Here is a 25,029-nt window from a genome sequence, read left to right as displayed (position 1 = left end):
CCGAGTAGTGCCCTCCCACGGCTTATGTTATTTGGACGAAGCCACAAACCGGGCCCCTGAGGGAGCCATGGCCGATACTGGACGGGTTATGGAAATCGTCATCCTTGCTGTAGTCATCGCCGTGGTCGTGATCGGCGCACTCGGCGGGCTCGTGATCGGCAGCCGCAAGAAGAAGCGGCTGCCCTCGAACGCCCCGTCGAGCGCGCCCACCATCACCGCCCCTCCCGCCGAACCGAAGGTCGGCGACGAGGCCGAGACGCCGCGCGACGAAACGCGCCGAACGATCGAGGAGGTGAAACTCCCGCTCGTCGAGCCGACGGCCTCGGCTCCGGTCGTCGACGAGCTTGTCGTCGAAGAGCCGGCCGCCCCGGCCATCGAGACCCCCGAACCGACCGCCGGCCGCCTGGTCCGGCTGCGCACCCGGCTCTCCCGCTCGCAGAACGCGCTCGGCAAGGGACTGCTCACGCTGCTGTCCCGCGAGCACCTGGACGACGACACCTGGGAGGAGATCGAGGACACGCTGCTGACCGCCGACGTCGGCGTGGCACCCACGCAGGAGCTCGTGGAGCGGCTGCGCGAGCGCGTCAGGGTGCTCGGCACCCGTACGCCCGAAGAGCTGCGCGCGCTGCTGCGCGAGGAACTGCTCACGCTCGTCGGCACGGACTTCGACCGCGCAGTGAAGACCGAGTCGGGCCTGGAGACTCCCGGCATCGTGATGGTCGTCGGGGTCAACGGCACCGGCAAGACCACCACCACGGGCAAGCTCGCGCGAGTCCTCGTCGCCGACGGCCGCTCGGTCCTGCTCGGCGCCGCCGACACCTTCCGCGCGGCCGCCGCCGACCAGCTCCAGACCTGGGGCGAGCGCGTGGGCGCCCGCACGGTCCGCGGCCCCGAGGGCGGTGACCCGGCCTCGATCGCGTTCGACGCGGTCAAGGAGGGCATCGCGGAGGGCGCGGACGTCGTCCTCATCGACACCGCGGGCCGGCTGCACACCAAGACGGGTCTGATGGACGAGCTCGGCAAGGTCAAGCGCGTCGTCGAGAAGCACGCCCCGCTCGACGAGGTCCTGCTCGTCCTTGACGCCACGACCGGCCAGAACGGCCTGGTGCAGGCGCGGGTCTTCGCCGAGGTCGTCAACATCACGGGCATCGTCCTGACCAAGCTCGACGGCACCGCGCGCGGCGGCATCGTCGTCGCGGTCCAGCGGGAACTGGGCGTGCCGGTCAAGCTCATCGGCCTGGGCGAGGGCGCGGACGACCTGGCGCCGTTCGAGCCCGAGGCGTTCGTGGACGCGCTCATCGGCGACTGAGACGCCGTACTGCTCGTGGGCGCGTACGCCCATATCCCTCGTACGTGAAGAAGGGCCCCCTCGCATGGTGCAGATGCGAGGGGGCCCTTCCGTGTGCGCCGGGCCTCTCGGGGCCCGGGGTGTGCGTCAGGCCGAGCGGTGGACCACGTACGCCAGGGTGCCGAGGACGATGCGGGCCTGCGGCGGGGCGGTCGCCGAGTCCAGCGCGGGGGAGCGCAGCCAGCGCACCGGGCCGAGGCCGCCGCGGTCGGACGGGGGCGCCGTGATGTGCTCGCCCGGGCCGAGGCCGTGCAGGTCGAGGCCCGCGTCGTCCCAGCCCATGCGGTAGAGCAGGCCGGGAAGTTCGGCGGCGGCCCCGGGGGCGACGAAGAACTGCGCGCGGCCCTCGGGCGTGACCGTCACGGGGCCGAGCGGCAGGCCCATCCGCTCCAGGCGGACCAGGGCGCGCCGCCCCGCGGACTCCGTCACTTCCAGGATGTCGAAGGCCCGCCCCACGGGCAGCAGCACGGCCGCTCCGGGGAACTCGGCCCAGGCCTTGGCCACTTCGTCCAGCGTGGCCCCGGCGGGGACCTCCTGCGCGAAGCCCAGGGGGTGGGCGCCGGGTGCGGCGCAGTCGGGGGCGCCGCAGGAGCAGGCGCCGTCCAGGGCGCGGGCACCGGGCACCGCGTCCCAGCCCCACAGGCCCGTGTACTCCGCCACCACCGTGCAGTCCGAGGTGCGGCCGCGCCGTCGTGCTCCGGCCCGGGGCCTGTCGGTCCCCCGGGTGCCGCCGATCGTGAAGCCCATGCCCCCTCCAACGGGTCGAGCGTGCCACGGTTACGTATAGGAATCGGTTCGTGACCCTCTGCTCTAAAGGCGGCGCTCGGTGGTTTCAGGGGTTGTGCGCACGGCGACACACGCCCCGGCGCACTCCACTCCGCCCACTTTCAGTCGTCCTATGTCAAGTGAATCGCTTGTAGCGGCACGGGAGTTCATTCGAAGGGGTGGCGAATGGTGGCGTTTCCGCGAACGCCCTCGCCGAGGCAGTGATCGTGGGATTACTTTCGGTACACGGCCCTGGGATTTCGATCGCCCGTGGGTATGCCGGAGGCAAGTCGGGTTCCTGTTCGAGGGGTGACGTTCTCCGGACGGGCGGCCGCGACAGGCGGCATTCTGTTAGGGCTTGGCGTGACAGCGCACGGCGTGGACGGTGCGCAGGTGTCTCAAGAGTTGGGGGCGTTCCAGTGGGCGGCAATGGCGGAAGCGGTGCGAACGCTGAGAAGCGCCCCAATGAGATGCTCACCTCCTGGTTCGTGCGCAGCGGCTGGTCGAAGGGCGAGCTGGCCCGCCAGGTGAACCGCAGAGCACGGCAGTTGGGCGCTCACCACATCTCCACCGACACCTCGCGCGTGCGCCGCTGGCTGGACGGCGAGAATCCCCGGGAGCCCATTCCGCGCATCCTCTCCGAGCTGTTCTCCGAGCGGTTCGGCTGTGTCGTCGCCGTCGAGGACCTCGGGCTGCGCGCCGCCCACCGCACGCCCGCCTCCTCCGGCGTCGACCTGCCCTGGACAGGGCCGCAGACCGTGGCGCTGATGAGCGAGTTCTCGCGCAGCGACCTGATGCTCGCCCGCCGCGGCTTCCTCGGCGCCTCGCTCGCGCTCTCCGCGGGCCCCGCCCTCATCGAGCCCATGCAGCGCTGGCTCGTGCCCTCGCAGTCGACACCGCCGGAGGAGTTCGAGACCGTCGCCTCGCGCCGCCCGGCCAGGCTCTCCAAGCCGGAGCTGGACCTCCTGGAGTCCACCACGGTGATGTTCCGCCAGTGGGACGCCCAGTGCGGCGGCGGGCTGCGCCGCAAGGCCGTCGTCGGACAGCTCCACGAGGTGACGGACCTGCTTCAGGAGCCCCAGACCGAGGCCACCTCCAAGCGCCTGTTCAAGGTCGCGGGCGAGCTGGCCGAGCTGGCCGGCTGGATGAGCTATGACGTCGGGCTCCAGCCCACCGCCCAGAAGTACTTCGTCCTCGCCCTGCACGCCGCGAAGGAAGCGGGCGAGAAGCCGCTCGGGTCGTACGTCCTGTCCAGCATGAGCCGCCAGATGATCCACCTCGGCAGGCCCGACGACGCGCTCGAACTGATCCACCTCGCGCAGTACGGCAGCCGGGACTGCGCGGGACCGCGCACCCAGGCCATGCTGTATGCGATGGAGGCCCGCGCGTACGCGGGCATGGGCCAGCCCGGCAAGTGCAAGCGGGCCGTGCGCATGGCCGAGGACACCTTCGCCGACGCCGACGAGTTCGACGAGCCCGAGCCGGACTGGATCCGCTTCTTCTCCGAGGCCGAGCTGAACGGCGAGAACGCCCACTCGTACCGCGACCTGGCCTACGTCGCAGGCCGCAGCCCGGCCTACGCCTCACTGGCCGGACCCGTCATGGACCGCGCCGTGGAGCTCTTCGGAAAGGACCAGGAGCACCAGCGTTCGTATGCGCTGAACCTCATCGGCAAGGCCACCGTCCACCTGCTCCAGCGCGAGCCCGAGCAGAGCACCGTCCTCGCCGGGCAGGCCCTGGACATCGCCAAGAAGGTCCGCTCGGAGCGGGTCAACACCCGCCTGCGCAAGACCGTCGACACCGCCGTGCGCGACTTCGGCGACGTCGCGGAAGTCGTGCAGATCACCGAGCGGCTCGCCGTCGAGATGCCGGAAACCGCGGAGGCGGTCTGAGGTCCGGCACGACCGGCTCCGGCCGCGGCAGGCCCATCCCTCACAGCCCGACCCGGCTCCCCCGCGCCAGGCAGGCAGGATGGCCGCCGCGGCCGGTTCTCGCGTCGTGCGCAGGGTATGCGGGCCCGTTCCGCCCGGCCCGGCAGTTCATGGACGCGTAACACGCACGACCTCTTCGTCACTGCGGTGAAACACCGAGGGGCCCCCGCCGAAACGGCGCTGCGCCAATGTCTGGCGCATAACAGGCCCACCCCTCCCCACAGGTTTCGCCGCACGGCCGCATACGACGACGAGGAGACGCCGATGCCCCCAGGCATCACGATCGCCGCAGACGCCCCCGAGCTGTCTGCCGCAAACACCGGGTTCATGCTCATCTGTTCCGCCCTGGTGATGCTCATGACGCCGGGACTGGCCTTCTTCTACGGAGGCATGGTCCGCGTCAAGAGCACCCTGAACATGCTGATGATGAGCTTCATCAGCCTGGGCATCGTCACCATCCTCTGGGTGCTCTACGGCTTCTCCGTCGCGTTCGGCACCGACCACGGCAGCCTCTTCGGCTGGGACGGTGACTACGTAGGCCTCAGTGGTCTCGGCGTCAACCAACTCTGGGACGGCTACACCATCCCGGTCTACGTCTTCGCCGTCTTCCAGCTGATGTTCGCCGTCATCACGCCCGCCCTGATCAGCGGCGCCCTCGCGGACCGCGTGAAGTTCACGGCCTGGGCGCTCTTCGTCGCCCTGTGGGCCACGATCGTGTACTTCCCCGTCGCGCACTGGGTGTGGGGCACCGGCGGCTGGGCCTTCGAACTCGGCGTCATCGACTTCGCGGGCGGCACGGCCGTGCACATCAACGCCGGAGCCGCGGCGCTCGGCGTCATCCTGGTCATCGGCAAGCGCGTCGGCTTCAAGAAGGACCCGATGCGGCCCCACTCACTGCCGCTGGTGATGCTCGGCGCGGCCCTGCTGTGGTTCGGCTGGTTCGGCTTCAACGCCGGATCGTGGCTGGGCAACGACGACGGCGTGGGCGCCCTCATGTTCCTCAACACGCAGGTCGCCACCGCCGCCGCCATGCTCGCCTGGCTCGTCTACGAGAAGATCCGCCACGGTGCCTTCACCACACTCGGCGCGGCCTCCGGCGCGGTCGCCGGGCTCGTCGCCATCACCCCGTCCGGCGGCTCCTGCTCCCCGCTCGGCGCCATCGCCATCGGCGCCATCGCCGGGCTGCTCTGCGCCATGGCGGTCGGCCTGAAGTTCAGGTTCGGCTACGACGACTCCCTCGACGTCATCGGCGTCCACCTCGTCGGCGGTGTCGTCGGCTCGATCCTCGTCGGCTTCTTCGCCACCGGCGGCGGTCAGTCGGACGCCACGGGCCTCTTCTACGGAGACCACTCCTTCACCCAGCTGTGGAAGCAGCTCGCGGGCGTCGGCGCCGTCCTCGCCTACTCCCTGGTCGCCTCCGCGATCCTCGCCCTCCTGATCGACAGGACCATCGGGATGCGGGTCAGCGAGGATGTCGAGGTCGCCGGCATCGACCAGGTCGAACACGCCGAGACCGCGTACGACTTCAGCGGCGCCGGCGGCGGCACGGCACCGCGCACGGCGGCGGCGCCCGCCCCGGCAGCGGACAACCAGGCACAGCGGAACAAGAAGGTGGACGCATGAAGCTCATCACCGCGGTCGTCAAGCCGCACCGGCTCGACGAGATCAAGGAGGCGCTCCAGGCCTTCGGCATCCACGGCCTGACCGTCACCGAGGCCAGCGGATACGGCCGCCAGCGCGGACACACCGAGGTCTACCGGGGCGCCGAGTACACGGTGGACCTCGTGCCGAAGATCCGTATCGAGGTGCTCGTCGAGGACGATGACGCCGAACAGCTCATCGAGGTCGTGGTCAAGGCCGCCCGCACCGGCAAAATCGGTGACGGCAAGGTCTGGTGCGTCCCCGTGGACACGGCCGTGCGGGTGCGCACCGGCGAGCGCGGACCCGACGCGCTCTGACCGGCGAACGAACACGCCACTGAGCGAAACCGAGCGGGACCGATCAGGATCGAGCGGGACTGGACAGGAGCTGCCGGGTGACGGGCATGGACGTACGAACAGAAGCGGAAGACTCCGGACCCAGCGGCTACGCGGCGGCCCGGCTGCGGCTCCTCAACGAGGAGCCGCGGTCCGGGCCGCCGCGCCGCTTCGCCCTCTCCGGCCTCACCGACGACTGGCTCACCGGGCTCTTCGTGGCCGGCGGCGGCCCCGAGGGCGTGCCCCGGGGCGCCGCGCTCGTCGCGGTCGGCGGATACGGCCGCGGCGAACTCTCGCCGCGCAGCGACCTGGACCTGCTCCTGCTCCACGACGGCAGCGCCGACGCCGCGCGGGTGGCCGCCCTCGCCGACCGCCTCTGGTACCCCGTCTGGGACCTCGGGATCGCCCTCGACCACTCCGTGCGCACGCCGTCCCAGGCCCGCAGGACCGCCGCCGAGGACCTCAAGGTCCACCTCGGGCTGCTCGACGCGCGGCACATCGCGGGCGACGCGGGGCTGACCGCCGGCCTGCGGGCCGCCGTCTTCGCCGACTGGCGCAACCAGGCGCCCAAGCGGCTGCCCGAGCTGCGCGAGCTGTGCGAGGAACGGGCCGAGCGCCACGGCGAGCTCGGCCACCTGCTCGAACCCGACCTCAAGGAGGCCAGGGGCGGGCTGCGGGACCTCACCGCACTGCGTGCCGTCGCCGCCTCCTGGCTCGCCGACGCCCCGCGCGAGGGCCTCGCCGACGCCCAGCGGCGGCTGCTCGACGTCCGCGACGCGCTGCACCTCGTCACGGGACGGGCCACCGACCGGCTCGCCCTCCAGGAGCAGGACCAGGTGGCCGCCGGGCTCGACCTGCTGGACGCCGACACACTGCTGCGCCAGGTGTACGAGGCCGCCCGCGTCGTCTCCTACGCCGGTGACGTCACCTGGCGCGAGGTCGGCCGCGTACTGCGGGCCAGGGCCGTGCGGCCACGGCTGCGGGCCGTCCTGGGCGGCGGCAGGGCCGCGGCCGAGCGGACGCCGCTGGCCGAGGGGGTCGTGGAACAGGACGGGGAGGCCGTGCTCGCCCGCGCCGCGCGGCCCGAGCGCGACCCGGTCCTGCCGCTGCGGGCCGCCGCGGCCGCCGCGCAGGCCGGGCTGCCGCTGTCCCTGCACGCCGTACGCCGTCTCGCCGCCTCCGCGCGGCCCCTGCCCACGCCGTGGCCCGCCGAGGCGCGGGAACAGCTCGTGACGCTCCTCGGCGCCGGGCGGCCGACCGTGCAGGTCTGGGAGGCGCTGGAGGCGGAGGGGCTCATCACCCGGCTCCTGCCCGACTGGGAGCGGGTGCGGTGCCGGCCGCAGCGCAACGCCGTCCATACCTGGACGGTCGACCGGCACCTCGTGGAGACGGCGGTACGGGCCGCCGAGCTGACGCGGCGGGTGGGCCGCCCCGACCTGCTCCTCGTGGCGGCCCTGCTGCACGACATCGGCAAGGGCTGGCCCGGGGACCACTCCGTGGCCGGGGAGACCATCGCGCGGGACGTCGCGGCCAGGATCGGCTTCGACCCCGCCGACGTGGCCGTCCTCGCCCGTCTCGTACGCCACCACCTGCTGCTCGTCGAGACGGCCACGCGACGTGACCTCGACGATCCGGCGACGGTACGAGGTGTCGCCGAGGCCGTCGGTTCCGCGGGGACGCTGGAGCTGCTGCACGCGCTGACCGAGGCGGACGCGTTGGCCACCGGGCCCGCGGCCTGGTCCGCGTGGCGCGGCGCGCTCGTCGCCGACCTGGTCAAGCGGGTGGACGCGGTGCTCTCCGGCGACGAGCCGGACGGCGCGTCGGTGGACGGTGCGTCGGCGGGCGGGACCGCGGGCGGGGCCGCGCCCTCGGCGGAGCAGGAGCGGCTCGGCATGGAGGCGTTCCGCACGGGCGGCCCGGTGCTCGCGCTGCGGCCCTCGGAGGAGGAGGCGCTCGGCGTGGAGCTGGTCGTGGCCGTGCCCGAGCAGCCGGGGGTGCTGTCCGCCGTGGCCGGGGTGCTCGCGCTGCACCGGCTCGCGGTGCGCACGGCGGAGCTGCGGGAGGTGCCGCTGCCGTCCGGCATCGACGCCTCCGTACTGCTGCTGAGCTGGCGGGTCGCCGCGGAGTACGGGTCCTTGCCGCAGGCGTCGCGGCTCAGGGCCGATCTGGTGCGGGCGCTCGAAGGCTCGCTCGACATCGCGGGCCGCCTCGCGGAACGGGACGCCGCCTACCCCCGCCGCCGCGGCACGGTCGCACCGCCGCCCCGCGTCACGGTGGCCCCGACGGCCTCCCGCCTCGCCACGGTCATCGAGGTCCGGGCCCAGGACGCTCCCGGGCTGCTGCACCGCATCGGCCGGGCGCTGGAGGAGGCGGGCGTACGGGTGAGAAGCGCCCACGTCTCGACGCTGGGTGCGAACGCGGTCGACGCCTTCTACGTGACGGGCCTGGACGGCCTGCCGCTGGCGGGGGAGGGAGCGGCGGGGGTCGCACGGGGAGTGGAGGCGGCACTGCGGGGCGCACCCGCCTGACGCTGCCGTGGAGGACAGCCGCGGGGAACCGTCCGGGAGAGGCGAGGTGCGGCCTCGGGGGAAGAACCGCCCAGAGCCCCAGGCACTGACCCGTGGCAGATACCCTGGAGGGCGACCTGTCACCCTCCCCCGAGTTCCCGGCCTCGCCGGAGCAGGGGGTGCCCCCTTCGACCCGAGGATTCGCGACCGCCGTGTTCGATACTCTCTCCGACCGCCTCGCAGCGACATTCAAGAACCTCCGGGGCAAGGGCCGTCTGTCCGAGGCGGACATCGACGCCACCGCGCGCGAGATCCGCATCGCCCTGCTCGAGGCCGACGTGGCCCTCCCCGTCGTCCGCGCCTTCATCAAGCAGATCAAGGAGCGCGCGGCCGGCGTCGAGGTCTCCCAGGCCCTCAACCCCGCCCAGCAGGTCATCAAGATCGTCAACGAGGAGCTCGTCGGCATCCTCGGCGGCGAGACGCGACGCCTGCGGTTCGCCAAGACGCCCCCGACCGTCATCATGCTCGCGGGTCTGCAGGGTGCCGGTAAGACGACCCTCGCGGGCAAGCTCGGCCTGTGGCTGAAGGGACAGGGCCACACGCCCCTCCTGGTCGCCTGCGACCTCCAGCGCCCCAACGCCGTCAACCAGCTCAGCGTCGTCGCCGAGCGCGCGGGCGTCGGCGTCTACGCCCCCCAGCCGGGCAACGGCGTGGGCGACCCGGTGCAGGTCGCCAAGGACTCCATCGAGTTCGCGCGGACCAAGCAGCACGACGTGGTCATCGTCGACACCGCGGGACGCCTCGGCATCGACCAGGAGCTGATGCAGCAGGCCGCGGACATCCGCGACGCGGTCAGCCCGGACGAGGTCCTCTTCGTCGTCGACGCCATGATCGGCCAGGACGCCGTCAACACGGCGGAGGCCTTCCGCGACGGCGTCGGCTTCGACGGCGTGGTGCTCTCCAAGCTGGACGGCGACGCCCGCGGTGGTGCCGCACTGTCGATCGCGCAGGTCACCGGGCGTCAGATCATGTTCGCCTCCAACGGCGAGAAGCTGGACGACTTCGACGCGTTCCACCCGGACCGCATGGCGTCCCGCATCCTCGGCATGGGCGACATGCTCACGCTCATCGAGAAGGCCGAGCAGACCTTCTCCCAGCAAGAGGCCGAGCAGATGGCCTCCAAGCTGGCGAGCAGCAAGGGCAAGGACTTCACGCTCGACGACTTCCTGGCCCAGATGGAGCAGGTCAGGAAGATGGGCAGCATCAGCAAGCTGCTCGGGATGATGCCCGGCATGGGGCAGATCAAGGACCAGATCGCCAACCTCGACGAGCGTGACGTCGACCGCACCGCCGCCATCATCAAGTCGATGACGCCGGCCGAGCGCCACGAGCCGACCCTGATCAACGGCTCCCGGCGTGCCCGTATCGCCAAGGGTTCCGGCGTCGAGGTCAGCGCCGTGAAGAACCTCGTCGAGCGGTTCTTCGAGGCGCGCAAGATGATGTCCCGCATGGCCCAGGGCGGCGGCATGCCGGGTATGCCCGGGATGCCGGGCATGGGCGGTGGCGCCGGCAAGCAGAAGAAGAAGCAGAAGCAGGCCAAGGGCAAGCGGAAGTCCGGCAACCCGATGAAGCGCAAGCAGGAGGAGCAGGAGGCCGCGGCCCGCCGCGAGGCCGCCGGCCAGGCGGGGTCCGCCCTCGGCCTGCCGGGCGCCCCGGCCGGGCAGGACTTCGAGCTGCCGGACGAGTTCAAGAAGTTCATGGGCTGAGCGCGCGGCGTCCCGTACGCCTTCCGCGCCGCCTGAGGGCGCCTCCGGTTCCGGAGGCGCCCTCAGGCGTTTCCCGGCGCCAAGGGGCAAGGGGCCTGCCGGAAGCAGGTGCCCGCAGAACGTATGTGTCGTAACGTCCGGATATGAGCAACCCCGTGTCGCCGGACCGGGCGCCCGACAAGCCGTGGCGCTCCGAGGGCGCGCCCTCGCCCGAGCCCACGCCGCCGAAGAGGAAGATGCCGGGCGGCTGGGGCGGCCTCATCCTGACGGCCCTGATCGTCTACCTCATCGCCAACATCGTGCTGAGCTTCTTCAGCGACGGCGACGAGCCGACCATCTCGTACACGGAGTTCAGCAAGCAGGTCGACGCCGGCAACGTCACGAAGATCTACTCCAAGGGCGACGCGATCCAGGGGCAGCTCAAGAAGGAGCAGGACAAGCCGGGCGACGGCAAGGGCAAGTACACCAAGTTCACCACCCAGCGGCCGGCCTTCGCCGACGACAAGCTCTGGGACGACCTGACCAAGCACGACGTCACCGTCACCGCCGAACCCGTGGTCCAGGAGCGCAGCTTCCTCTCGAACCTGCTGATCTCGCTCGCCCCCATGCTGCTGCTCGTCGTCCTGTGGATCTTCATCGCGCGGCGCATGCGCGCGGGCATGGGCGGCGGCATGCTCGGGCGCAAGACCCCGCCCAAGCCGGTCGAGATCGAGTCCGGCGCCAAGCGGACGACCTTCGAGGACGTCGCGGGCATCGACGAGGTCGAGGGCGAGCTCAACGACGTCGTCGACTTCCTCAAGAACCCGGACGACTACCGCGCCATGGGCGCCAAGATGCCCCGCGGCGTGCTGCTCGCCGGGCCGCCCGGCACGGGCAAGACGCTGCTCGCCCGTGCCGTCGCGGGCGAGGCGGGAGTGCCCTTCTTCTCGGCCTCCGCGTCGGAGTTCATCGAGATGATCGTCGGCGTGGGCGCCTCGCGGGTACGGGAACTCTTCACCGAGGCCCGCAAGGTCGCGCCGTCGATCATCTTCATCGACGAGATCGACACCATCGGCCGCTCGCGGGGTGGCGGCGGAGGGATGGGCGGTCACGACGAGCGTGAGCAGACCCTGAACCAGATCCTCACCGAGATGGACGGCTTCTCGGGGGCGGAGGGCGTCATCGTGCTCGCCGCCACCAACCGCGCGGACGTCCTCGACCCGGCGCTCACCCGGCCGGGGCGGTTCGACCGCGTCGTCAACGTCTCGCCCCCCGACCGCGGCGGACGCGAGGCGATCCTCAGGATCCATACGCGGGCCATCCCGCTGGCCGGCGACGTCGACCTCGCCCAGGTCGCCCGTACGACCCCGGGCATGACCGGCGCGGAGCTCGCCAACCTCGCCAACGAAGCCGCCCTCATCGCCGTCAAGCGCAAGCAGCGCACGGTCACGCAGTCCGACCTCTCCGAAGCCATGGAGAAGGTCCAGCTCGGCGCTGAGCGGCCGCTGGTCATGCCGGAGGAGGAGCGCAGACGCACGGCGTACCACGAGAGCGGCCACGCGCTGCTCGGCATGTTGCAGCCCGGCGCCGACCCGGTCCGCAAGATCACGATCGTGCCGCGCGGCCGTGCCCTCGGCGTCACCCTGTCCACCCCGGACTCCGACAAGTACGCGTACACCGAGGACTACCTCCGTGGTCGCATCATCGGTGCTCTAGGGGGCATGGCCGCCGAACACGTCGTCTACGGAGTCATCACCACCGGTGCCGAGAACGACCTGGAACAGGTCACCAACATCGCGCGCGGCATGGTCGGCCGCTGGGGCATGAGCGAGCGCGTCGGCCGCTTCTCCGCGCTCCCGAGCGACGCCCAGCAGGCCTACGGGCTCGCGGCCGCCCCGGAGACCCTCGACACGATCGACGGTGAGATGCGGCGGATCGTCGACCAGTGCTACGAGAGCGCCTGCCGCCAGCTTCGCGACCACCGCGACCGGCTCGACGCGCTGGCCGCGGCGCTGCTGGAGAACGAGACCCTGGAGGAGGCACACGCCTACCGGGTCGCGGGCATCACCAGGGTGGTCAAGGGCGGTACCTGATGTCTACGTAGAGTGCGCTCAGGACTCGGGACGTCCGGGTACGCGGGCGATCAGATACCTGAAGACGTTCGACATCCACACGGTCCCGTCGTGCCTGCGGTGCGGATGCAGTGCCTCCGTCAGCTCCTTGTCGACCTGCTCCTGATCCGTGGCGCCCACCGCCGCGTCGAACAGGCCGGTCGAGAGCAGCCCACGGACCGCGCTGTCGACGTCCGCGTAGCCGAAGGGGCACGCCACCCGCCCCGAGCCGTCCGGCTTGAGCCCCGCCCGCTGGGCGACCTCCTCCAGGTCGTCCCGGAGCGCCGGGCGCCAACTTCCCGTACTGCGCAGCGGATCGGCGAGCTTGGCCGCCACCCGCAGCACGGTGGAGGTCGCACAGCGCTCCGGAGGTCCCCATCCGACGAGCACGACGCTCGCGCCGCGCGCGGCGAGCGGAGCCGCTCCCTCCAGGAGCGAGGAGAGCCCTTCGGAGTCGCCCGCCACACACCCGATCGGGTGAAACGCGGTGATCAGGTCGTACGCGGGCGCCTCGGGGCCCGCAGCGTCCGCCGGGCCGCCCTCGACGAGAGTCGCCGCGCCACGCGCGCGTGGCCGCGGCGCCGCGTCCGCCGTGGCGTCCCGCAGCAGTCGTGTCCGCGCGAGGTCAAGCCGCTCGGGCGCCGACGCCTCGACGCCGGTGACCGTGGCGCCCCGCGAGGCGGCCATCAGAAGGGCGAGCCCGGAGCCGCAGCCGAGGCCGAGCAACCGGGTGCCATGGCCCACTTCGAGCCGTTCGTACACCGCTTCATAGAGCGGGACCAGCATCCGTTCCTGAATCTCCGCCCAGTCACGCGCGCGTGCGCACAAGTCCGCACGGGGCGCTGAGCCCGCGTGGGGGAGGTGCGACTGCGCGAGTGTTGGTGTCATCGAAAGCGCCCCAATCCGCTGAGAGTTATGGCCGTTCCGGTGGTCAACGGTTCGTCCGCCCCCGTGCGGTGCGCCCGCACTTCCCCCGTATGCCAGAGAACTCCGCATCGGTCCTGACGTCCAGAGGTTGTCGGGGACTGCTTGCGTGCCCCCGTCGTGCGCCCCCCGGGGAAAAGGGCGCCGACGCGAACGGGGCGGTGCCCGCGGCGGAGGCGAGGCCGGGTAACGTCGCAGTCATGGCCCGCCCGGCGTGAGGAAGCGCCCTACGCGCCGGGGCGTACGCGCCACTACGTACCGGCTTGGTGTGAGCTGTGAGGCTTCTCCGCAGATCAGCGCACCCGCCCTCGTCCGGACGCATCAATGGCAACTGACGGGTACGTGCAAATTATTTGAGATGCCCCGGAATGGAACCCCCAGGGCACCCGGCTCGTTGTCACGACGTGAGCACGACACCACCTGTTCTCGCCGCAGAGCTGGCACAGGCGTGGGCCGACATTCAGCGGCACCACTCCGAGCTGCCAGACCTTGCCGCGCCCGAATCCCTGATCGGAGAGTCGTCGTCCGCCTGCGGCGCCGAGCTCTCCTTCGAGCGACTGCTTCACGAGGCAGTCCATGGCATCGCCGCCTCGCGCGGCGTACGCGACACGTCACGAGCCGGCCGTTATCACAACCGCAGATTCCTCGCGATCGCCGAGGAGCTGGGTCTGGACCATCCGGAGGAACCGCACCCGAGCAGCGGCTTCTCCCTGGTCACGCTGAATCCCGAGGCCCGCAAGCGGTATCGCCCGACGATCGAGCGGCTCCAGCGCGCCCTGAAGGCGCACACCGTGGCGACGACCGCGGACACCGCGCGCAGCTTCCGCGGACCGGCCGCCCGGCACGGCTCCTCGGGGGGCGGCGTGCGCGTGAAGGCCGTCTGCGACTGCGGACGCAATGTGCGCGTGGTCCCCTCCGTCCTCGCCCAGGCGCCCATCATGTGCGGCGGCTGCGGCAAGCCTTTCCGTATTCCGGAAGTGGTCGGCGCGGGCGTGGGCTGAGCTGGTGCGGGGCGCCCGGACCGGGTGCGGGCGCCCCGCCGACGTATGGCACAATGGCTAGCTGTACTCGACAGTCGCATAGGACCCCTCTCTCCTCCGGCTGACGCGTCCATCGGGCACTCGAGTACCGCAACCCCACGCGGCATCTTCGTTGTGCCCACCCACGTCAAGACCAGGAGACACCACTCCCGTGGCAGTCAAGATCAAGCTGAAGCGTCTGGGCAAGATCCGCGCGCCTCACTACCGCATCGTCGTCGCCGACTCCCGTACCCGCCGTGATGGCCGGGCCATCGAGGAGATCGGTCTGTACCACCCGGTGCAGAACCCGTCGCGCATCGAGGTCAACTCGGAGCGTGCCCAGTACTGGCTGTCCGTCGGCGCTCAGCCGACCGAGCCGGTCATGGCCATCCTGAAGCTCACCGGTGACTGGCAGGCGCACAAGGGCCTGCCCGCCCCGGCGCCGCTGAAGGTCGCCGAGCCCAAGGACAAGCGCGCTGCGTTCGAGGCCTTCACCAAGGGTCTCGAGGGCGACGACGCCAAGGGTGAGGCCATCACCCAGAAGGCCAAGAAGTCTGACAAGAAGGCGGACGAGGCCGAGGCCACGTCCACCGAGTCGACCGAGGCCTGAGCATGCTCGAGGAGGCTCTCGAGCACCTCGTGAAGGGCATCGTCGACAATCCCGACGACGTGCAGGTGGCCTCGCGCAACCTGCGTCGCGGGCGCGTCCTCGAAGTCCGGGTCCACCCCGACGACCTCGGCAAGGTGATCGGCCGCAACGGCCGCACCGCGCGCGCTCTGCGCACTGTCGTGGGCGCCATCGGTGGCCGCGGTGTCCGCGTCGACCTCGTCGACGTGGACCAGGTTCGCTGAACCGGCTTCGCAGAACCACAGCAGCACCGGCTCGGGCCGGGGAGGGCTTCAGGGCCTTCCCCGGCCCGTAGTCGTTGGATGAGGAGAAACGCAGTGCAGTTGGTAGTCGCCCGCATCGGCCGTGCCCACGGCATCAAGGGTGAGGTCACCGTCGAGGTCCGCACCGACGAGCCGGAGCTGCGGCTCGGCCCCGGTGCCGTGCTCGCCACCGACCCCGCCGCCACGGGACCGCTGACCATCGAGACCGGCCGGGTGCACAGCGGCCGCCTCCTGCTGCGCTTCGAGGGCGTGCGCGACCGCACGGGCGCCGAAGCGCTGCGCAACACCCTCCTGATCGCCGAGGTGAACCCGGAGGAGCTCCCGGAGGACCCCGACGAGTACTACGACCACCAGCTGATGGACCTGGACGTGGTCACCACGGACGGCACCGAGGTCGGCCGCATCACGGAGATCTCGCACCTGCCCTCGCAGGACCTGTTCATCGTGGAGCGCCCCGACGGCAGCGAGGTCATGATCCCCTTCGTCGAGGAGATCGTCACCGAGATCGACCTCGAAGAGCAGCGCGCGGTCATCGACCCGCCCCCCGGCCTCATCGACGACCGCGCGGAGATCGCCTCCGCCAGGGACGCCGCCGAGGAAGCGGCCGCCCAGGAGGACGGCGCCTGATGCGGCTCGACGTCGTCACGATCTTCCCCGAGTACCTGGAGCCCCTGAACGTCTCCCTCGTCGGCAAGGCACGCGCGCGTGGCCGGCTCGACGTGAACGTGCACGACCTCAGGGAGTGGACGTACGACCGCCACAACACGGTCGACGACACCCCCTACGGCGGCGGTCCCGGCATGGTCATGAAGACCGACCCCTGGGGCGCCGCCCTCGACGACGTACTCGCCGAGGGGTACGAGGTGGGGGCCCACGGGCCCGTCCTCGTCGTCCCCACGCCGAGCGGCCGTCCCTTCACCCAGGAACTGGCCGTCGAGCTCTCCGAGCGCCCCTGGCTCGTCTTCACGCCGGCTCGCTACGAAGGCATCGACCGCCGCGTCATGGACGAGTACGCGACCCGGATGCCCGTCTACGAAGTGTCCATCGGCGACTACGTCCTCGCGGGCGGGGAAGCCGCCGTACTGGTCGTCACCGAGGCGGTGGCCCGGCTGCTGCCCGGCGTCCTCGGCAACGCCGAGTCCCACCGCGACGACTCCTTCGCCCCCGGCGCCATGGCCAACCTCCTCGAAGGGCCCGTCTACACCAAGCCCCCCGAGTGGCGTGGCCACGGCATCCCGGACGTCCTGGTCAGCGGCCACCACGGCAAGATCGCGCGCTGGCGCCGGGACGAGGCGCTGCGCCGCACCACCCGCAACAGGCCCGACCTCATCGAGCGCTGCGACCCCGCCACCTTCGACAAGAAGGACCGCGAGATGCTCTCGATCCTGGGGTGGCGGCCGGGTCCCGACGGCCGATTTGGGCGAGACCCCGACGCCGTGGAAGAATAGGCCGCTGCTGTACGTCCAGCGCGCGCCCCTGCCACAGGGGGAACGACGCCCGCCCGACGCGATCAGCTACCGAATCCTCATCACCACATACCGCTGATGACCTGTGGCATCAGTGAAGAAAGCAGACGATCATGGCTAACCTGCTCGACTCCGTCGACAGCGCGTCGCTGCGCAGCGACGTCCCCGCGTTCCGCCCGGGTGACACCGTCAACGTCCACGTCCGCGTCATCGAGGGCAACCGCTCCCGTGTGCAGCAGTTCAAGGGCGTAGTCATCCGTCGCCAGGGCGCCGGCGTGCGCGAGACCTTCACGGTCCGCAAGGTCTCCTTCTCCGTCGGCGTCGAGCGCACCTTCCCGGTGCACACGCCGATCGTCGAGAAGATCGAGCTCGTGACCCGCGGTGACGTGCGTCGCGCCAAGCTGTACTACCTCCGTGAGCTGCGCGGCAAGGCCGCGAAGATCAAGGAGAAGCGCGACAACTGAGCTCCCGCACGGGTCCACAGCCGGGCCGGATAGCATCTGGCCCCGATGGACAGCGAAGCACAGCACACGGAGCGCGACCGCTCCTCCACACCCTCCGGTTCCGGAGACGTCCCCGACGTCGCCGAAGCACCCGAGGAGACGGAGGAACGGTCGCGCTCCGTTTTCATGTCCCTGATCGCCCGGCTGCCGGGCGGCGGATACACCGCCACCTTCCTGCTGTGCCTGGGGGCCCTGCTCCTTGTCAGCGCCTTCGTGGTGCAGCCCTTCCAGATCCCGAGCGGCTCCATGGAGCCCGCGTTCCGGGTCGGGGACCGGGTACTCGTCAACAAGTTGGCGTACCGTTTCGGTTCCGAGCCGCGGCGCGGCGACGTGGTCGTCTTCGACGGCAGCGGGTACTTCGGGGACGCCGACTACATCAAGCGGGTCGTGGGCGTGGGGGGAGACCGTGTGGTCTGCGAGCGGGGGAGGATCAAGGTGAACGGCGAGCCCGTCGACGAGCCCTTCCTGTACCCGGGGGACGCCCCTTCGCAGGTGCCCTTCGACGTCGTGGTGCCCGAGGACAGCCTGTTCCTGCTGGGCGACCACCGCAGCGACTCCAGCGACTCCCGGGACCACCTGGGACAGCCGGGCGGCGGCATGGTCCCGGTCTCCGAGGTCATCGGCCGGGCCGACTGGATCGCCTGGCCGGTCGGCCACTGGACCTCCCTGGACCGTCCCGACAGCTACGCGCGCGTGCCCGAACCCGGCGGCGCGCATGGGTAACCGCGGGCGGGCGCGGACTTCGGGGCACGCGGCCGACACCCGGCTGCCCACGGGCTCCCGGCCGACCAGCGGTCCCGCGCTGCCCGGCCGTGCCGAGCGCCGCAAACTCGCCAAGAAGGTCAAACGGCGCAGACGGCGCTCGGCGATCAAGGAGATACCGCTCCTCATAGGGGTGGCCCTGCTCATAGCCCTCGTCCTGAAGACCTTCCTGGTGCAGGCCTTCGTGATCCCCTCCGGCTCCATGGAGCAGACGATCCGCATCGGTGACCGGGTCCTGGTCGACAAGCTCACCCCCTGGTTCGGTTCGAAGCCGGAGCGCGGTGACGTCGTCGTCTTCAAGGACCCCGGCAACTGGCTCGAAGAGGAACAGGGCAAGAAGAAGGACGACCCCGTGGTCGTCAAGCAGGTCAAGGAAGGCCTGACCCAGATCGGCCTGCTGCCCTCAGACAGCGAGCGCGACCTGATCAAACGCGTGATCGGCGTCGGCGGCGACACCGTGAAGTGCTGCGACAAGAACGACAAGGTCACCGTCAACGGCGTACCGCTCGACGAGCCCTACATCCACCCCGGCGACAAGCCCTCGGCCTTCGAGTTCAGGGTGAAGGTCCCCGAAGGCCGCCTCTTCATGATGGGCGACCACCGCAGCGACTCGGCCGACTCCCGCTTCCACCGCACCGAGAAGTTCGGCGGCACCGTCTCCGAGGACCAGGTCGTCGGGCGAGCCCTCGTCATCGCCTGGCCCTTCGGCCACTGGCGCAGGCTGGAGGAGCCGGAGACGTACGCGTCCGTGCCCGACGCGCGTGCGGCCTCGGACGCCGTCACAGGGGCGTCGCATAGGGTGGCCCTGAGCGATCGACATGGATTGATCCGGCTCCCGACCCCTGCGGAACTCCCGCTCGTTATGGGAGTGGTGGGCCTGCATCACATCTGGGGCAGGCGGTGGCACGGACTGAGGAGTGGATGTGGGGGATTTGGCGGTCGGCGCACGATCCGAACACGAGGGGCCCGAGGAGCGGCCGGGAGGATCCGACGAGCCGGGCGTCGAAGGCGCCACGGACGGCGCGCCCCCCGGGAATGACGCCGGGCACGGCGAAAGCACGGAGGGCGAGCGGGCCATCGGGCGGCCGAAGAAGCCGCGGTCCTTCTGGAAGGAGCTGCCGCTCCTCATCGGCATCGCCCTCGTCCTGGCGCTGGTCATCAAGTCCTTCCTGGTCCAGGCGTTCTCGATCCCGTCGGACTCGATGCAGAACACGCTGCAGCAGGGCGACCGCGTTCTCGTCGACAAACTGACACCGTGGTTCGGCTCCGAGCCCGAGCGCGGCGAGGTCGTCGTCTTCAGGGACCCGGGCCACTGGCTGGACGGCGAGCCGACCCCCGACCCGAACGCGATCCAGCGGGTCCTCGGCTGGATCGGCCTGATGCCGTCCGCCGACGAGAAGGACCTCATCAAGCGCGTCGTCGGTGTCGCGGGCGACACGGTGGAGTGCAAGGGCACGGGCCCGGTGAAGGTCAACGGCAAGGCGCTGAACGAGCCCTACGTCTTCGCGGGGAACACCCCGTGCAGCTCTGACGACCAGGGCGGCCAGTTCAAGGTCACCGTACCGCCGGGCAAAATCTGGGTCATGGGAGACCACCGGCAGAACTCCCTGGACTCCCGCTACCACCAGAACCAGCCCGGCGGCGGCGCAGTCCCCGTGGACAACGTCGTGGGCCGTGCCATCGTCATCGCCTGGCCGCCCACCCGCTGGGCGACGCTGCCCAAGCCGGACACCTTCGACCAGTCGGGCATCAACGCCCTGTCGAGCGCCGCTCCCGGCGCCCTCGGCCTCGCGGGCGCGGTCCCCATCGTGCTGTGGCGCCGACGGCGCCTCACGGTCGCCGCCGGGCGGGCAGCGAGGGTTTCTGGCGGCAGTACCGCCGGGTAGGGTGCCGTCCCAGATCACCGATCTTCCGCCGTCCGTGGGTACGGGCGGCGAGGTCGTCTCCGAGACGGGGGAGCACTGGGATGAGCAGGACACGTCGTACGGCCGAGGGCCACGGACGGCTGGGCAGCGTGCTGTCGGGCGTCGCCGTGGCCCTCGGCTGTGTGCTGTTCCTCGGCGGGTTCGTCTGGGGTGCGGTCCTGTACCAGCCGTACACGGTGCCCACGGGGTCGATGACGCCGACGATCGGCTCGGGCGACCGCGTGCTCGCCCAGCGCATCGACGGCGACGAGGTGCGCCGCGGTGACGTCGTCGTCTTCGAGCAGTCGACCTGGGGCAACCTGCCGATGGTCAAGCGTGTGGTCGGCGTGGGCGGCGACAAGATCGCCTGCTGCAAGGACGGCAAGCTGACCGTCAACGGCGAGGAAATCGCCGAACCGTATCTTCCTGACGGCACGGGCGCCGCGGCCACGGGCATCCCCGCCACGACGGTCCCCGAGGGGCGCCTGTTCCTGCTCGGCGACGAGCGCAGCGGCTCCATGGACTCCAGCGTGCACCTGGGCGACGGTGAGAACGGCTCGGTGCCGCGCGGCGCGGTGCAGGCCCGGGTCGACGCGGTCGCCTGGCCCATGGACAAGTTCGGCATGCTGGAGCGGCCCGAGGGCTTCGCGGACATGCCGGGCGGCCTCTCCGAGCCGGGACCGCTGCGCCTGATGGTGATCGCGATCGTCGTGGGCATGGTGCTCGTGCTCGGCGGGGCGGCGTACGGACCGGTGGCCAAGCGGGTCGGACGCGGACGCGACAGGGGCCGTGGGGCGGAGGCGGCTCGTGTCGGCTGAGGCCTCTCTGACCGGGCGGCCGCTGCGCAGGGTGGCACGGGTGGTCGTGCTCGATCCGGAAGACCGCATCCTGCTGCTGCACGGCCACGAGCCGGCGGATCCGGCCGACGACTGGTGGTTCACGCCGGGCGGCGGCGTGGAGGGCGACGAGACGCGGGAAGAGGCCGCGCTGCGTGAGCTGCGCGAGGAGACGGGCATCACAGAGGTCGAGCTCGGGCCCATCCTGTGGCGGCGGGTCTGCTCCTTCCCCTTCGACGGGCGGCGCTGGGACCAGGACGAGTGGTACTACCTGGCGCGCACGGCACAGACGGCGATCGCCGCGGAGGGCCTGACGGAGCTGGAGCGCCGCAGTGTCGCCGGAGCACGTTGGTGGACGTGCCGGGAACTGACCGAGGGTCATGAGACGGTGTACCCGACCAGACTCGCCGAGCTGTTGCGCAGACTGCTCGACGAAGGGCCCCCTGAGCGGCCCGAGGTCCTCGACACGGAAATCGTGTAGGGGCTCCCGGGGCTGACGCACAATAGGGGGACGCACGGCTGAAGGGGAACATGCCATGAGCGCCGAGGACCTCGAGAAGTACGAGACCGAGATGGAGCTGAAGCTCTACCGGGAGTACCGCGATGTCGTCGGTCTGTTCAAATACGTGATCGAGACCGAGCGGCGTTTCTACCTCACCAATGACTATGAGATGCAGGTGCACTCGGTCCAGGGTGAGGTGTTCTTCGAGGTGTCGATGGCGGACGCCTGGGTGTGGGACATGTACAGGCCGGCGCGGTTCGTGAAGCAGGTGCGCGTTCTCACGTTCAAGGACGTGAATATCGAGGAGCTCAACAAGAGCGATCTTGAGCTGCCCGGGGGCTGAGTCGCCGGTCGTCCCGGCTGAGGCGCTCGCCCGGGTGACGGAGTGGTCCACCGCCAGGGCGACGGAGTTGTCCACAACCGGCGAGTAACGCACCAAGATCCAATAGGTGCGAGCGGATCCGTGACCGTGTGTGTCGGAGGTGGTGCCGACATGAACGCACGCGGAGCACTCGGCAAGTACGGCGAAGAACTGGCCGCCCGGCGGCTGGTCGAGTCGGGGATGACGGTCCTGGCGCGCAACTGGCGCGCGGGCAGGTCCGGAGAGATCGACATCGTGGCCCTGGACGGCGAGGCCCTCGTCGTCTGCGAGGTCAAGACGCGCAGAGCGGGCCTGGTCGGCCCCACGCTGTTCGAGCATCCGATGGCGGCCGTGGGCCCCGGCAAGGCGGAGCGGCTCCGGCGGCTGGCCGAGCGCTGGATCGAGGAGCGCGGCGGCCCACCGCCGGGCGGCGTCCGCATCGACCTCGTCGGCATCCTGCTCCCGCGACGCGGCGCCCCCGTCGTCGAGCATGCGCGGGGGGTGGCGTGATGGGCTTCGCGCGTACGTGTTCCGTGGCGCTGGTGGGTGTCGAAGGCGTCGTGGTCGAGGTGCAGGCCGGTCTGGAGCCGGGCGTGGCGGCGTTCACGCTGGTGGGCCTGCCGGACAAGAGCCTGACGGAGAGCCGCGACCGCGTCAGGGCCGCGGTGGTCAACTCGGGCGGTGAGTGGCCGCAGAAGAAGCTCACCGTGGGGCTGAGCCCGGCCTCGGTGCCGAAGGGCGGCAGCGGCTTCGATCTGGCCGTCGCCTGCGCCGTCCTCGGCGCGGCCGAGCGGATCGACCCCAGGGTGCTCGCCGACATCGTCATGATCGGGGAGCTGGGGCTCGACGGACGGGTGCGGCCCGTGCGGGGGGTCCTGCCGGCCGTCCTCGCGGCGGCGGACGCGGGCTATGAGCAGGTGGTCGTCCCCGAGTGCACGGCCGCCGAGGCCTCACTGGTGCCGGGCATCTCGGTGCTCGGTGTGCGCAGCCTGCGGCAGCTCATCGCGGTGCTCACCGACGAGCCGGTGCCGGACGAGGAACCGGAGGAGCCAGGGCGGCCCGACCCGATGCTGGCGGGCCTCTGCGTTCCCGGCACCGGAGTGGGCACAGGTCTCGGCGGCGCGCCGGACGACGCCCACGCGCTGGAACTGGCGGACGTCGTGGGACAGGCCGCGGCGAGGACCGCCATCGAGGTGGCCGCCGCGGGGGCGCACCACCTTTTCCTGCAAGGCCCGCCGGGCGCGGGGAAGACCATGCTCGCGGAGCGGCTGCCGGCGATCCTGCCGCCGCTGAGCCGCGAGGACTCCCTGGAAGTGACGGCCGTCCACTCGGTGGCCGGCATGCTGCCGCCGGGCAGGCCGATGCTGGACGCCGCGCCCTACTGCGCGCCCCACCACTCCGCGACGATGCAGTCCCTGGTGGGCGGCGGCAAGGGGCTGGCACGGCCGGGCGCGGTGTCGCTGGCTCACCGGGGGGTGCTGTTTCTGGACGAAGCTCCCGAGTTCAGCAGCCAGGCCCTGGACTCCCTGCGGCAGCCCCTCGAATCGGGTCACGTGGTCATCGCCCGCAGCGCGGGCGTCGTGCGGCTGCCCGCGAAGTTCCTCATGGTGCTCGCGGCCAACCCCTGCCCCTGTGGGCGGCACACACTGCTCGGCGACGGCTGCGACTGCCCCGCCTCCGTCATCCGGCGCTATCAGGCCCGGCTCTCGGGCCCGCTGCTCGACCGGGTCGACCTCAGGGTGGAGGTGGAGGCCGTCACCCGCTCCGAACTGGCGGGCTACGCCACGCGCGGCGAGTCCACCCGGACCGTCGCCGACCGGGTGCGCGCCGCACGGGAGCGAGCGGCGGCCCGGCTGTCCGGCACCGGCTGGCGGACCAACAGCGAAGTCCCCGGACACGCCCTGCGCACCCGGTGGCCCGCCGTCCCCGGCGCGCTGGACGCGGCCGAGCTGGACCTGGAGCGCGGCTTCCTCACCGCCCGCGGCCTCGACCGCGTCCTGCGGGTGGCCTGGACCGTCGCGGACCTCGCGGGACACGACCGGCCCTGCGCACAGGACGTCGCCCTCGCACTGCAACTGCGTACGGGAATCTCACGCGGCGTCCCGACGGCGATCGGGGCGGCGCGGTGACCTCGGCGGGCCCGCCGACCGACGAGGAGCGGCTGGCCAGGGCCGCCCTGACACGAGTGCTCGAACCCGGCGACACGATCGGCGGCCGGTGGCTGCGCGAGCGCGGTCCGGTCGAGGTGCTGCACAGCCTCCGGGAAGAGAAGCCGCTGCCCGGGGTGAGCGCACGGCGGTGGGAAGGGTTGCGGGCCCGGGCCGCCGAGCCGCGGCCGGAGCGGGATCTGGCGGTGGCGCGGGACGTCGGGGCGCGGTTCGTGTGCCCGGGGGACGTCGAGTGGCCGTCACCGCTGGACGACCTCGGTGACGGGCGGCCGGTCGGGCTCTGGGTGCGGGGCAGGCCCTCGCTGCGCATATGGGCACTGCGGTCGGTGGCCGTCGTGGGCTCACGGGCCTGCACGGGGTACGGCGCGCACATGGCGGCCATGCTCGGGGCGGGGCTGGCAGAGCGCGGCTGGATCGTGGTCTCCGGTGGGGCGTACGGAGTGGACGGCGCCGCGCACCGCGGGGCGCTCGGCGCGGGGGGAGCCACCGTGGCCGTGCTGGCGTGCGGGGTCGACCGGCCCTATCCACGCGGCCACGCCGAGTTGATCGGACGGATCGCGGAACAGGGGCTCGTCGTCGGCGAGTTGCCGCCGGGGGATCATCCGACGCCGAGCCGCTTCATCCTGCGGAACAGGGTGATCGCCGCCCTGACCAGGGGGACGGTGGTGGTAGAGGCCGCATACCGCAGCGGGGCGCTCGCCACGGCCCGCTCCGCGCAGGAGCTCGGTCGCTTCACCATGGGGGTGCCTGGCCCCGCGACCAGCGGTCTCTCCGCCGGAGTGCACGAGCTGCTGCGGGCCGGCGGTGTCCTCGTGACCGACGCCGCGGAAGTCGTCGAGCTGGTCGGAGGCATGGGCGAGCTGGCTCCTGAGCGGCGCGGCCCCGTGCTGCCGCGTGACCTTCTCGACCCGGGGGCGGCGCGTGTCCTGGCGGCCCTGCCCGCGCGGGGACGTGCGACGGCGCGTGACCTCGCGGTCGGCGGGGGCACGTCCGAGGACGACGCCGTAGGGCGCCTGTACGAACTTCAATCGATGGGGTTCGTCGAACGACACGGCGACGGCTGGCAGTTGACACGCCAGGCGAAGCCGGCCGTCTTCCCCGGCGGAGGTGAATCGTGACCGAGCGTGTTCCGCCGGACGGATGACTCTCGACGGCCCTTGCGGAATGGCGGAGTTGGCGCGCCGATGCCGTCACACACTGCGACGACAGGGACACCTTCGAGGCCCCAGCGGAACGTATCTGCGCACGATTCAGCCCCCCGCCTTCGCACACTGCGACACTTCAGTCACGCTACGCTCACGAGCATTCCG

Annotated in this window: 24 protein-coding genes; 22 read left to right on the top strand and 2 right to left on the bottom strand. The window is 71.4% G+C overall.

The window, feature by feature from the left end:
* Window positions 1-88: 88 nt before the first annotated feature.
* Window positions 89-1,309 carry a signal recognition particle-docking protein FtsY gene (ftsY, locus tag ACZ6JY_RS26680; protein ID WP_447040236.1) on the top strand — a complete coding sequence of 407 codons (1,221 nt, stop codon included), beginning with the start codon at window positions 89-91 and terminating at the stop codon, window positions 1,307-1,309.
* A gap of 126 nt (window positions 1,310-1,435) precedes the next feature.
* Here the strand turns inward: ftsY and ACZ6JY_RS26675 are convergent, their stop codons facing one another.
* Window positions 1,436-2,095, bottom strand: a complete 660-nt coding sequence (locus ACZ6JY_RS26675; RefSeq protein ID WP_469199635.1) for a bifunctional DNA primase/polymerase — start codon at window positions 2,093-2,095, stop codon at window positions 1,436-1,438.
* Window positions 2,096-2,532: 437 nt separating this feature from the next.
* Between ACZ6JY_RS26675 and nsdA the strand changes: the two genes are divergently transcribed.
* The 6 genes from nsdA (at window position 2,533) to ftsH (ending at window position 12,365) form a co-directional block, all read left to right on the top strand.
* Window positions 2,533-4,005: a transcriptional repressor NsdA gene (gene nsdA, locus ACZ6JY_RS26670; protein WP_469199633.1), complete on the top strand. Its 1,473-nt coding sequence runs from the start codon at window positions 2,533-2,535 to the stop codon at window positions 4,003-4,005.
* 303 nt (window positions 4,006-4,308) lie between these two features.
* On the top strand, window positions 4,309-5,667 hold the full coding sequence (locus tag ACZ6JY_RS26665) for an ammonium transporter (RefSeq protein ID WP_469199631.1): 1,359 nt from the start codon (window positions 4,309-4,311) through the stop codon (window positions 5,665-5,667).
* A complete protein-coding gene (locus ACZ6JY_RS26660) occupies window positions 5,664-6,002 on the top strand; it encodes a P-II family nitrogen regulator (protein ID WP_447040240.1) in 339 nt (112 codons plus the stop codon). Before ACZ6JY_RS26665 ends, ACZ6JY_RS26660 begins: the two co-directional genes overlap by 4 nt.
* A 77-nt stretch (window positions 6,003-6,079) precedes the next feature.
* Window positions 6,080-8,548, top strand: a complete 2,469-nt coding sequence (locus tag ACZ6JY_RS26655; protein ID WP_469199629.1) for a [protein-PII] uridylyltransferase — start codon at window positions 6,080-6,082, stop codon at window positions 8,546-8,548.
* Between the two features lie 191 nt (window positions 8,549-8,739).
* Window positions 8,740-10,293, top strand: a complete 1,554-nt coding sequence (ffh, locus tag ACZ6JY_RS26650; RefSeq protein WP_469199627.1) for a signal recognition particle protein — start codon at window positions 8,740-8,742, stop codon at window positions 10,291-10,293.
* Between the two features lie 143 nt (window positions 10,294-10,436).
* A complete protein-coding gene (gene ftsH / locus ACZ6JY_RS26645) occupies window positions 10,437-12,365 on the top strand; it encodes an ATP-dependent zinc metalloprotease FtsH (RefSeq protein WP_469199625.1) in 1,929 nt (642 codons plus the stop codon).
* Between the two features lie 18 nt (window positions 12,366-12,383).
* Here ftsH and ACZ6JY_RS26640 read toward each other — a convergent pair whose 3' ends face one another.
* Window positions 12,384-13,271: an SAM-dependent methyltransferase gene (locus ACZ6JY_RS26640; RefSeq protein ID WP_469199623.1), complete on the bottom strand. Its 888-nt coding sequence runs from the start codon at window positions 13,269-13,271 to the stop codon at window positions 12,384-12,386.
* A gap of 440 nt (window positions 13,272-13,711) precedes the next feature.
* On the opposite strand from ACZ6JY_RS26640, the gene ACZ6JY_RS26635 reads away from it, so the two are divergent.
* The 15 genes from ACZ6JY_RS26635 to dprA all read left to right on the top strand — a co-directional run bounded on the left by ACZ6JY_RS26635 (window position 13,712) and on the right by dprA (window position 24,837).
* A complete protein-coding gene (locus ACZ6JY_RS26635) occupies window positions 13,712-14,308 on the top strand; it encodes a hypothetical protein (protein WP_447040245.1) in 597 nt (198 codons plus the stop codon).
* 190 nt (window positions 14,309-14,498) lie between these two features.
* Window positions 14,499-14,936: a 30S ribosomal protein S16 gene (rpsP, locus tag ACZ6JY_RS26630; protein ID WP_447040246.1), complete on the top strand. Its 438-nt coding sequence runs from the start codon at window positions 14,499-14,501 to the stop codon at window positions 14,934-14,936.
* A 2-nt stretch (window positions 14,937-14,938) separates the two neighbouring features.
* On the top strand, window positions 14,939-15,178 hold the full coding sequence (locus ACZ6JY_RS26625) for an RNA-binding protein (protein WP_014176063.1): 240 nt from the start codon (window positions 14,939-14,941) through the stop codon (window positions 15,176-15,178).
* Window positions 15,179-15,271: 93 nt separating this feature from the next.
* Window positions 15,272-15,844 carry a ribosome maturation factor RimM gene (rimM, locus tag ACZ6JY_RS26620; protein ID WP_469199620.1) on the top strand — a complete coding sequence of 191 codons (573 nt, stop codon included), beginning with the start codon at window positions 15,272-15,274 and terminating at the stop codon, window positions 15,842-15,844.
* Entirely contained in the window at window positions 15,844-16,665 is an 822-nt protein-coding gene (gene trmD / locus ACZ6JY_RS26615) for a tRNA (guanosine(37)-N1)-methyltransferase TrmD (RefSeq protein WP_469199618.1), read from the top strand. Before rimM ends, trmD begins: the two co-directional genes overlap by 1 nt.
* Before the next feature lie 131 nt (window positions 16,666-16,796).
* On the top strand, window positions 16,797-17,147 hold the full coding sequence (rplS, locus tag ACZ6JY_RS26610) for a 50S ribosomal protein L19 (protein WP_469199616.1): 351 nt from the start codon (window positions 16,797-16,799) through the stop codon (window positions 17,145-17,147).
* Between the two features lie 45 nt (window positions 17,148-17,192).
* Complete coding sequence (gene lepB, locus ACZ6JY_RS26605; protein WP_469199614.1) at window positions 17,193-17,909, top strand: signal peptidase I; 717 nt, start codon at window positions 17,193-17,195, stop codon at window positions 17,907-17,909.
* On the top strand, window positions 17,902-18,987 hold the full coding sequence (gene lepB, locus ACZ6JY_RS26600; protein ID WP_469199612.1) for a signal peptidase I: 1,086 nt from the start codon (window positions 17,902-17,904) through the stop codon (window positions 18,985-18,987). Before lepB (ACZ6JY_RS26605) ends, lepB (ACZ6JY_RS26600) begins: the two co-directional genes overlap by 8 nt.
* Window positions 18,872-19,834, top strand: coding sequence for a signal peptidase I (gene lepB, locus ACZ6JY_RS26595; protein WP_469199610.1), 963 nt, complete (start codon window positions 18,872-18,874; stop codon window positions 19,832-19,834). The genes lepB (ACZ6JY_RS26600) and lepB (ACZ6JY_RS26595) overlap by 116 nt, the downstream gene beginning before the upstream one ends.
* An 80-nt stretch (window positions 19,835-19,914) precedes the next feature.
* Entirely contained in the window at window positions 19,915-20,670 is a 756-nt protein-coding gene (gene lepB, locus ACZ6JY_RS26590; RefSeq protein ID WP_469199608.1) for a signal peptidase I, read from the top strand.
* On the top strand, window positions 20,660-21,169 hold the full coding sequence (locus tag ACZ6JY_RS26585) for an NUDIX hydrolase (RefSeq protein ID WP_469199606.1): 510 nt from the start codon (window positions 20,660-20,662) through the stop codon (window positions 21,167-21,169). The genes lepB (ACZ6JY_RS26590) and ACZ6JY_RS26585 overlap by 11 nt, the downstream gene beginning before the upstream one ends.
* Before the next feature lie 55 nt (window positions 21,170-21,224).
* Entirely contained in the window at window positions 21,225-21,533 is a 309-nt protein-coding gene (locus ACZ6JY_RS26580; RefSeq protein WP_003965949.1) for a DUF2469 domain-containing protein, read from the top strand.
* 120 nt (window positions 21,534-21,653) lie between these two features.
* Window positions 21,654-22,061, top strand: a complete 408-nt coding sequence (locus tag ACZ6JY_RS26575; RefSeq protein ID WP_469199603.1) for a YraN family protein — start codon at window positions 21,654-21,656, stop codon at window positions 22,059-22,061.
* The gene (locus ACZ6JY_RS26570) at window positions 22,061-23,680 is read left to right on the top strand and encodes a YifB family Mg chelatase-like AAA ATPase (RefSeq protein ID WP_469199601.1); all 1,620 of its coding nucleotides are present in this window, start codon (window positions 22,061-22,063) and stop codon (window positions 23,678-23,680) included. Before ACZ6JY_RS26575 ends, ACZ6JY_RS26570 begins: the two co-directional genes overlap by 1 nt.
* Window positions 23,677-24,837, top strand: a complete 1,161-nt coding sequence (gene dprA / locus ACZ6JY_RS26565) for a DNA-processing protein DprA (protein ID WP_469199599.1) — start codon at window positions 23,677-23,679, stop codon at window positions 24,835-24,837. Before ACZ6JY_RS26570 ends, dprA begins: the two co-directional genes overlap by 4 nt.
* Window positions 24,838-25,029 lie beyond the last annotated feature (192 nt).

Source organism: Streptomyces sp. NPDC046335, assembly GCF_055587985.1.
The sequence above is the reverse complement of the archived record's forward strand: the minus strand, read 5'-3'. Positions and strand labels throughout refer to the sequence as shown.

Excerpts from the sequence above, each read along its gene's own strand:
- lepB (WP_469199608.1), top strand. The coding sequence starts at position 19,915 with ATGAGCAGGACACGTCGTACGGCCGAGGGCCACGGACGGCTGGGCAGC.
- trmD (WP_469199618.1), top strand. The coding sequence starts at position 15,844 with ATGCGGCTCGACGTCGTCACGATCTTCCCCGAGTACCTGGAGCCCCTG.
- ACZ6JY_RS26570 (WP_469199601.1), top strand. The coding sequence starts at position 22,061 with ATGGGCTTCGCGCGTACGTGTTCCGTGGCGCTGGTGGGTGTCGAAGGC.
- rplS (WP_469199616.1), top strand. The coding sequence starts at position 16,797 with ATGGCTAACCTGCTCGACTCCGTCGACAGCGCGTCGCTGCGCAGCGAC.
- ACZ6JY_RS26665 (WP_469199631.1), top strand. The coding sequence starts at position 4,309 with ATGCCCCCAGGCATCACGATCGCCGCAGACGCCCCCGAGCTGTCTGCC.
- ACZ6JY_RS26640 (WP_469199623.1), bottom strand. The coding sequence starts at position 13,271 with ATGACACCAACACTCGCGCAGTCGCACCTCCCCCACGCGGGCTCAGCG.
- ACZ6JY_RS26660 (WP_447040240.1), top strand. The coding sequence starts at position 5,664 with ATGAAGCTCATCACCGCGGTCGTCAAGCCGCACCGGCTCGACGAGATC.
- ACZ6JY_RS26675 (WP_469199635.1), bottom strand. The coding sequence starts at position 2,095 with ATGGGCTTCACGATCGGCGGCACCCGGGGGACCGACAGGCCCCGGGCC.
- ACZ6JY_RS26580 (WP_003965949.1), top strand. The coding sequence starts at position 21,225 with ATGAGCGCCGAGGACCTCGAGAAGTACGAGACCGAGATGGAGCTGAAG.
- ftsY (WP_447040236.1), top strand. The coding sequence starts at position 89 with ATGGAAATCGTCATCCTTGCTGTAGTCATCGCCGTGGTCGTGATCGGC.
- lepB (WP_469199614.1), top strand. The coding sequence starts at position 17,193 with ATGGACAGCGAAGCACAGCACACGGAGCGCGACCGCTCCTCCACACCC.
- lepB (WP_469199612.1), top strand. The coding sequence starts at position 17,902 with ATGGGTAACCGCGGGCGGGCGCGGACTTCGGGGCACGCGGCCGACACC.
- ftsH (WP_469199625.1), top strand. The coding sequence starts at position 10,437 with ATGAGCAACCCCGTGTCGCCGGACCGGGCGCCCGACAAGCCGTGGCGC.
- ACZ6JY_RS26625 (WP_014176063.1), top strand. The coding sequence starts at position 14,939 with ATGCTCGAGGAGGCTCTCGAGCACCTCGTGAAGGGCATCGTCGACAAT.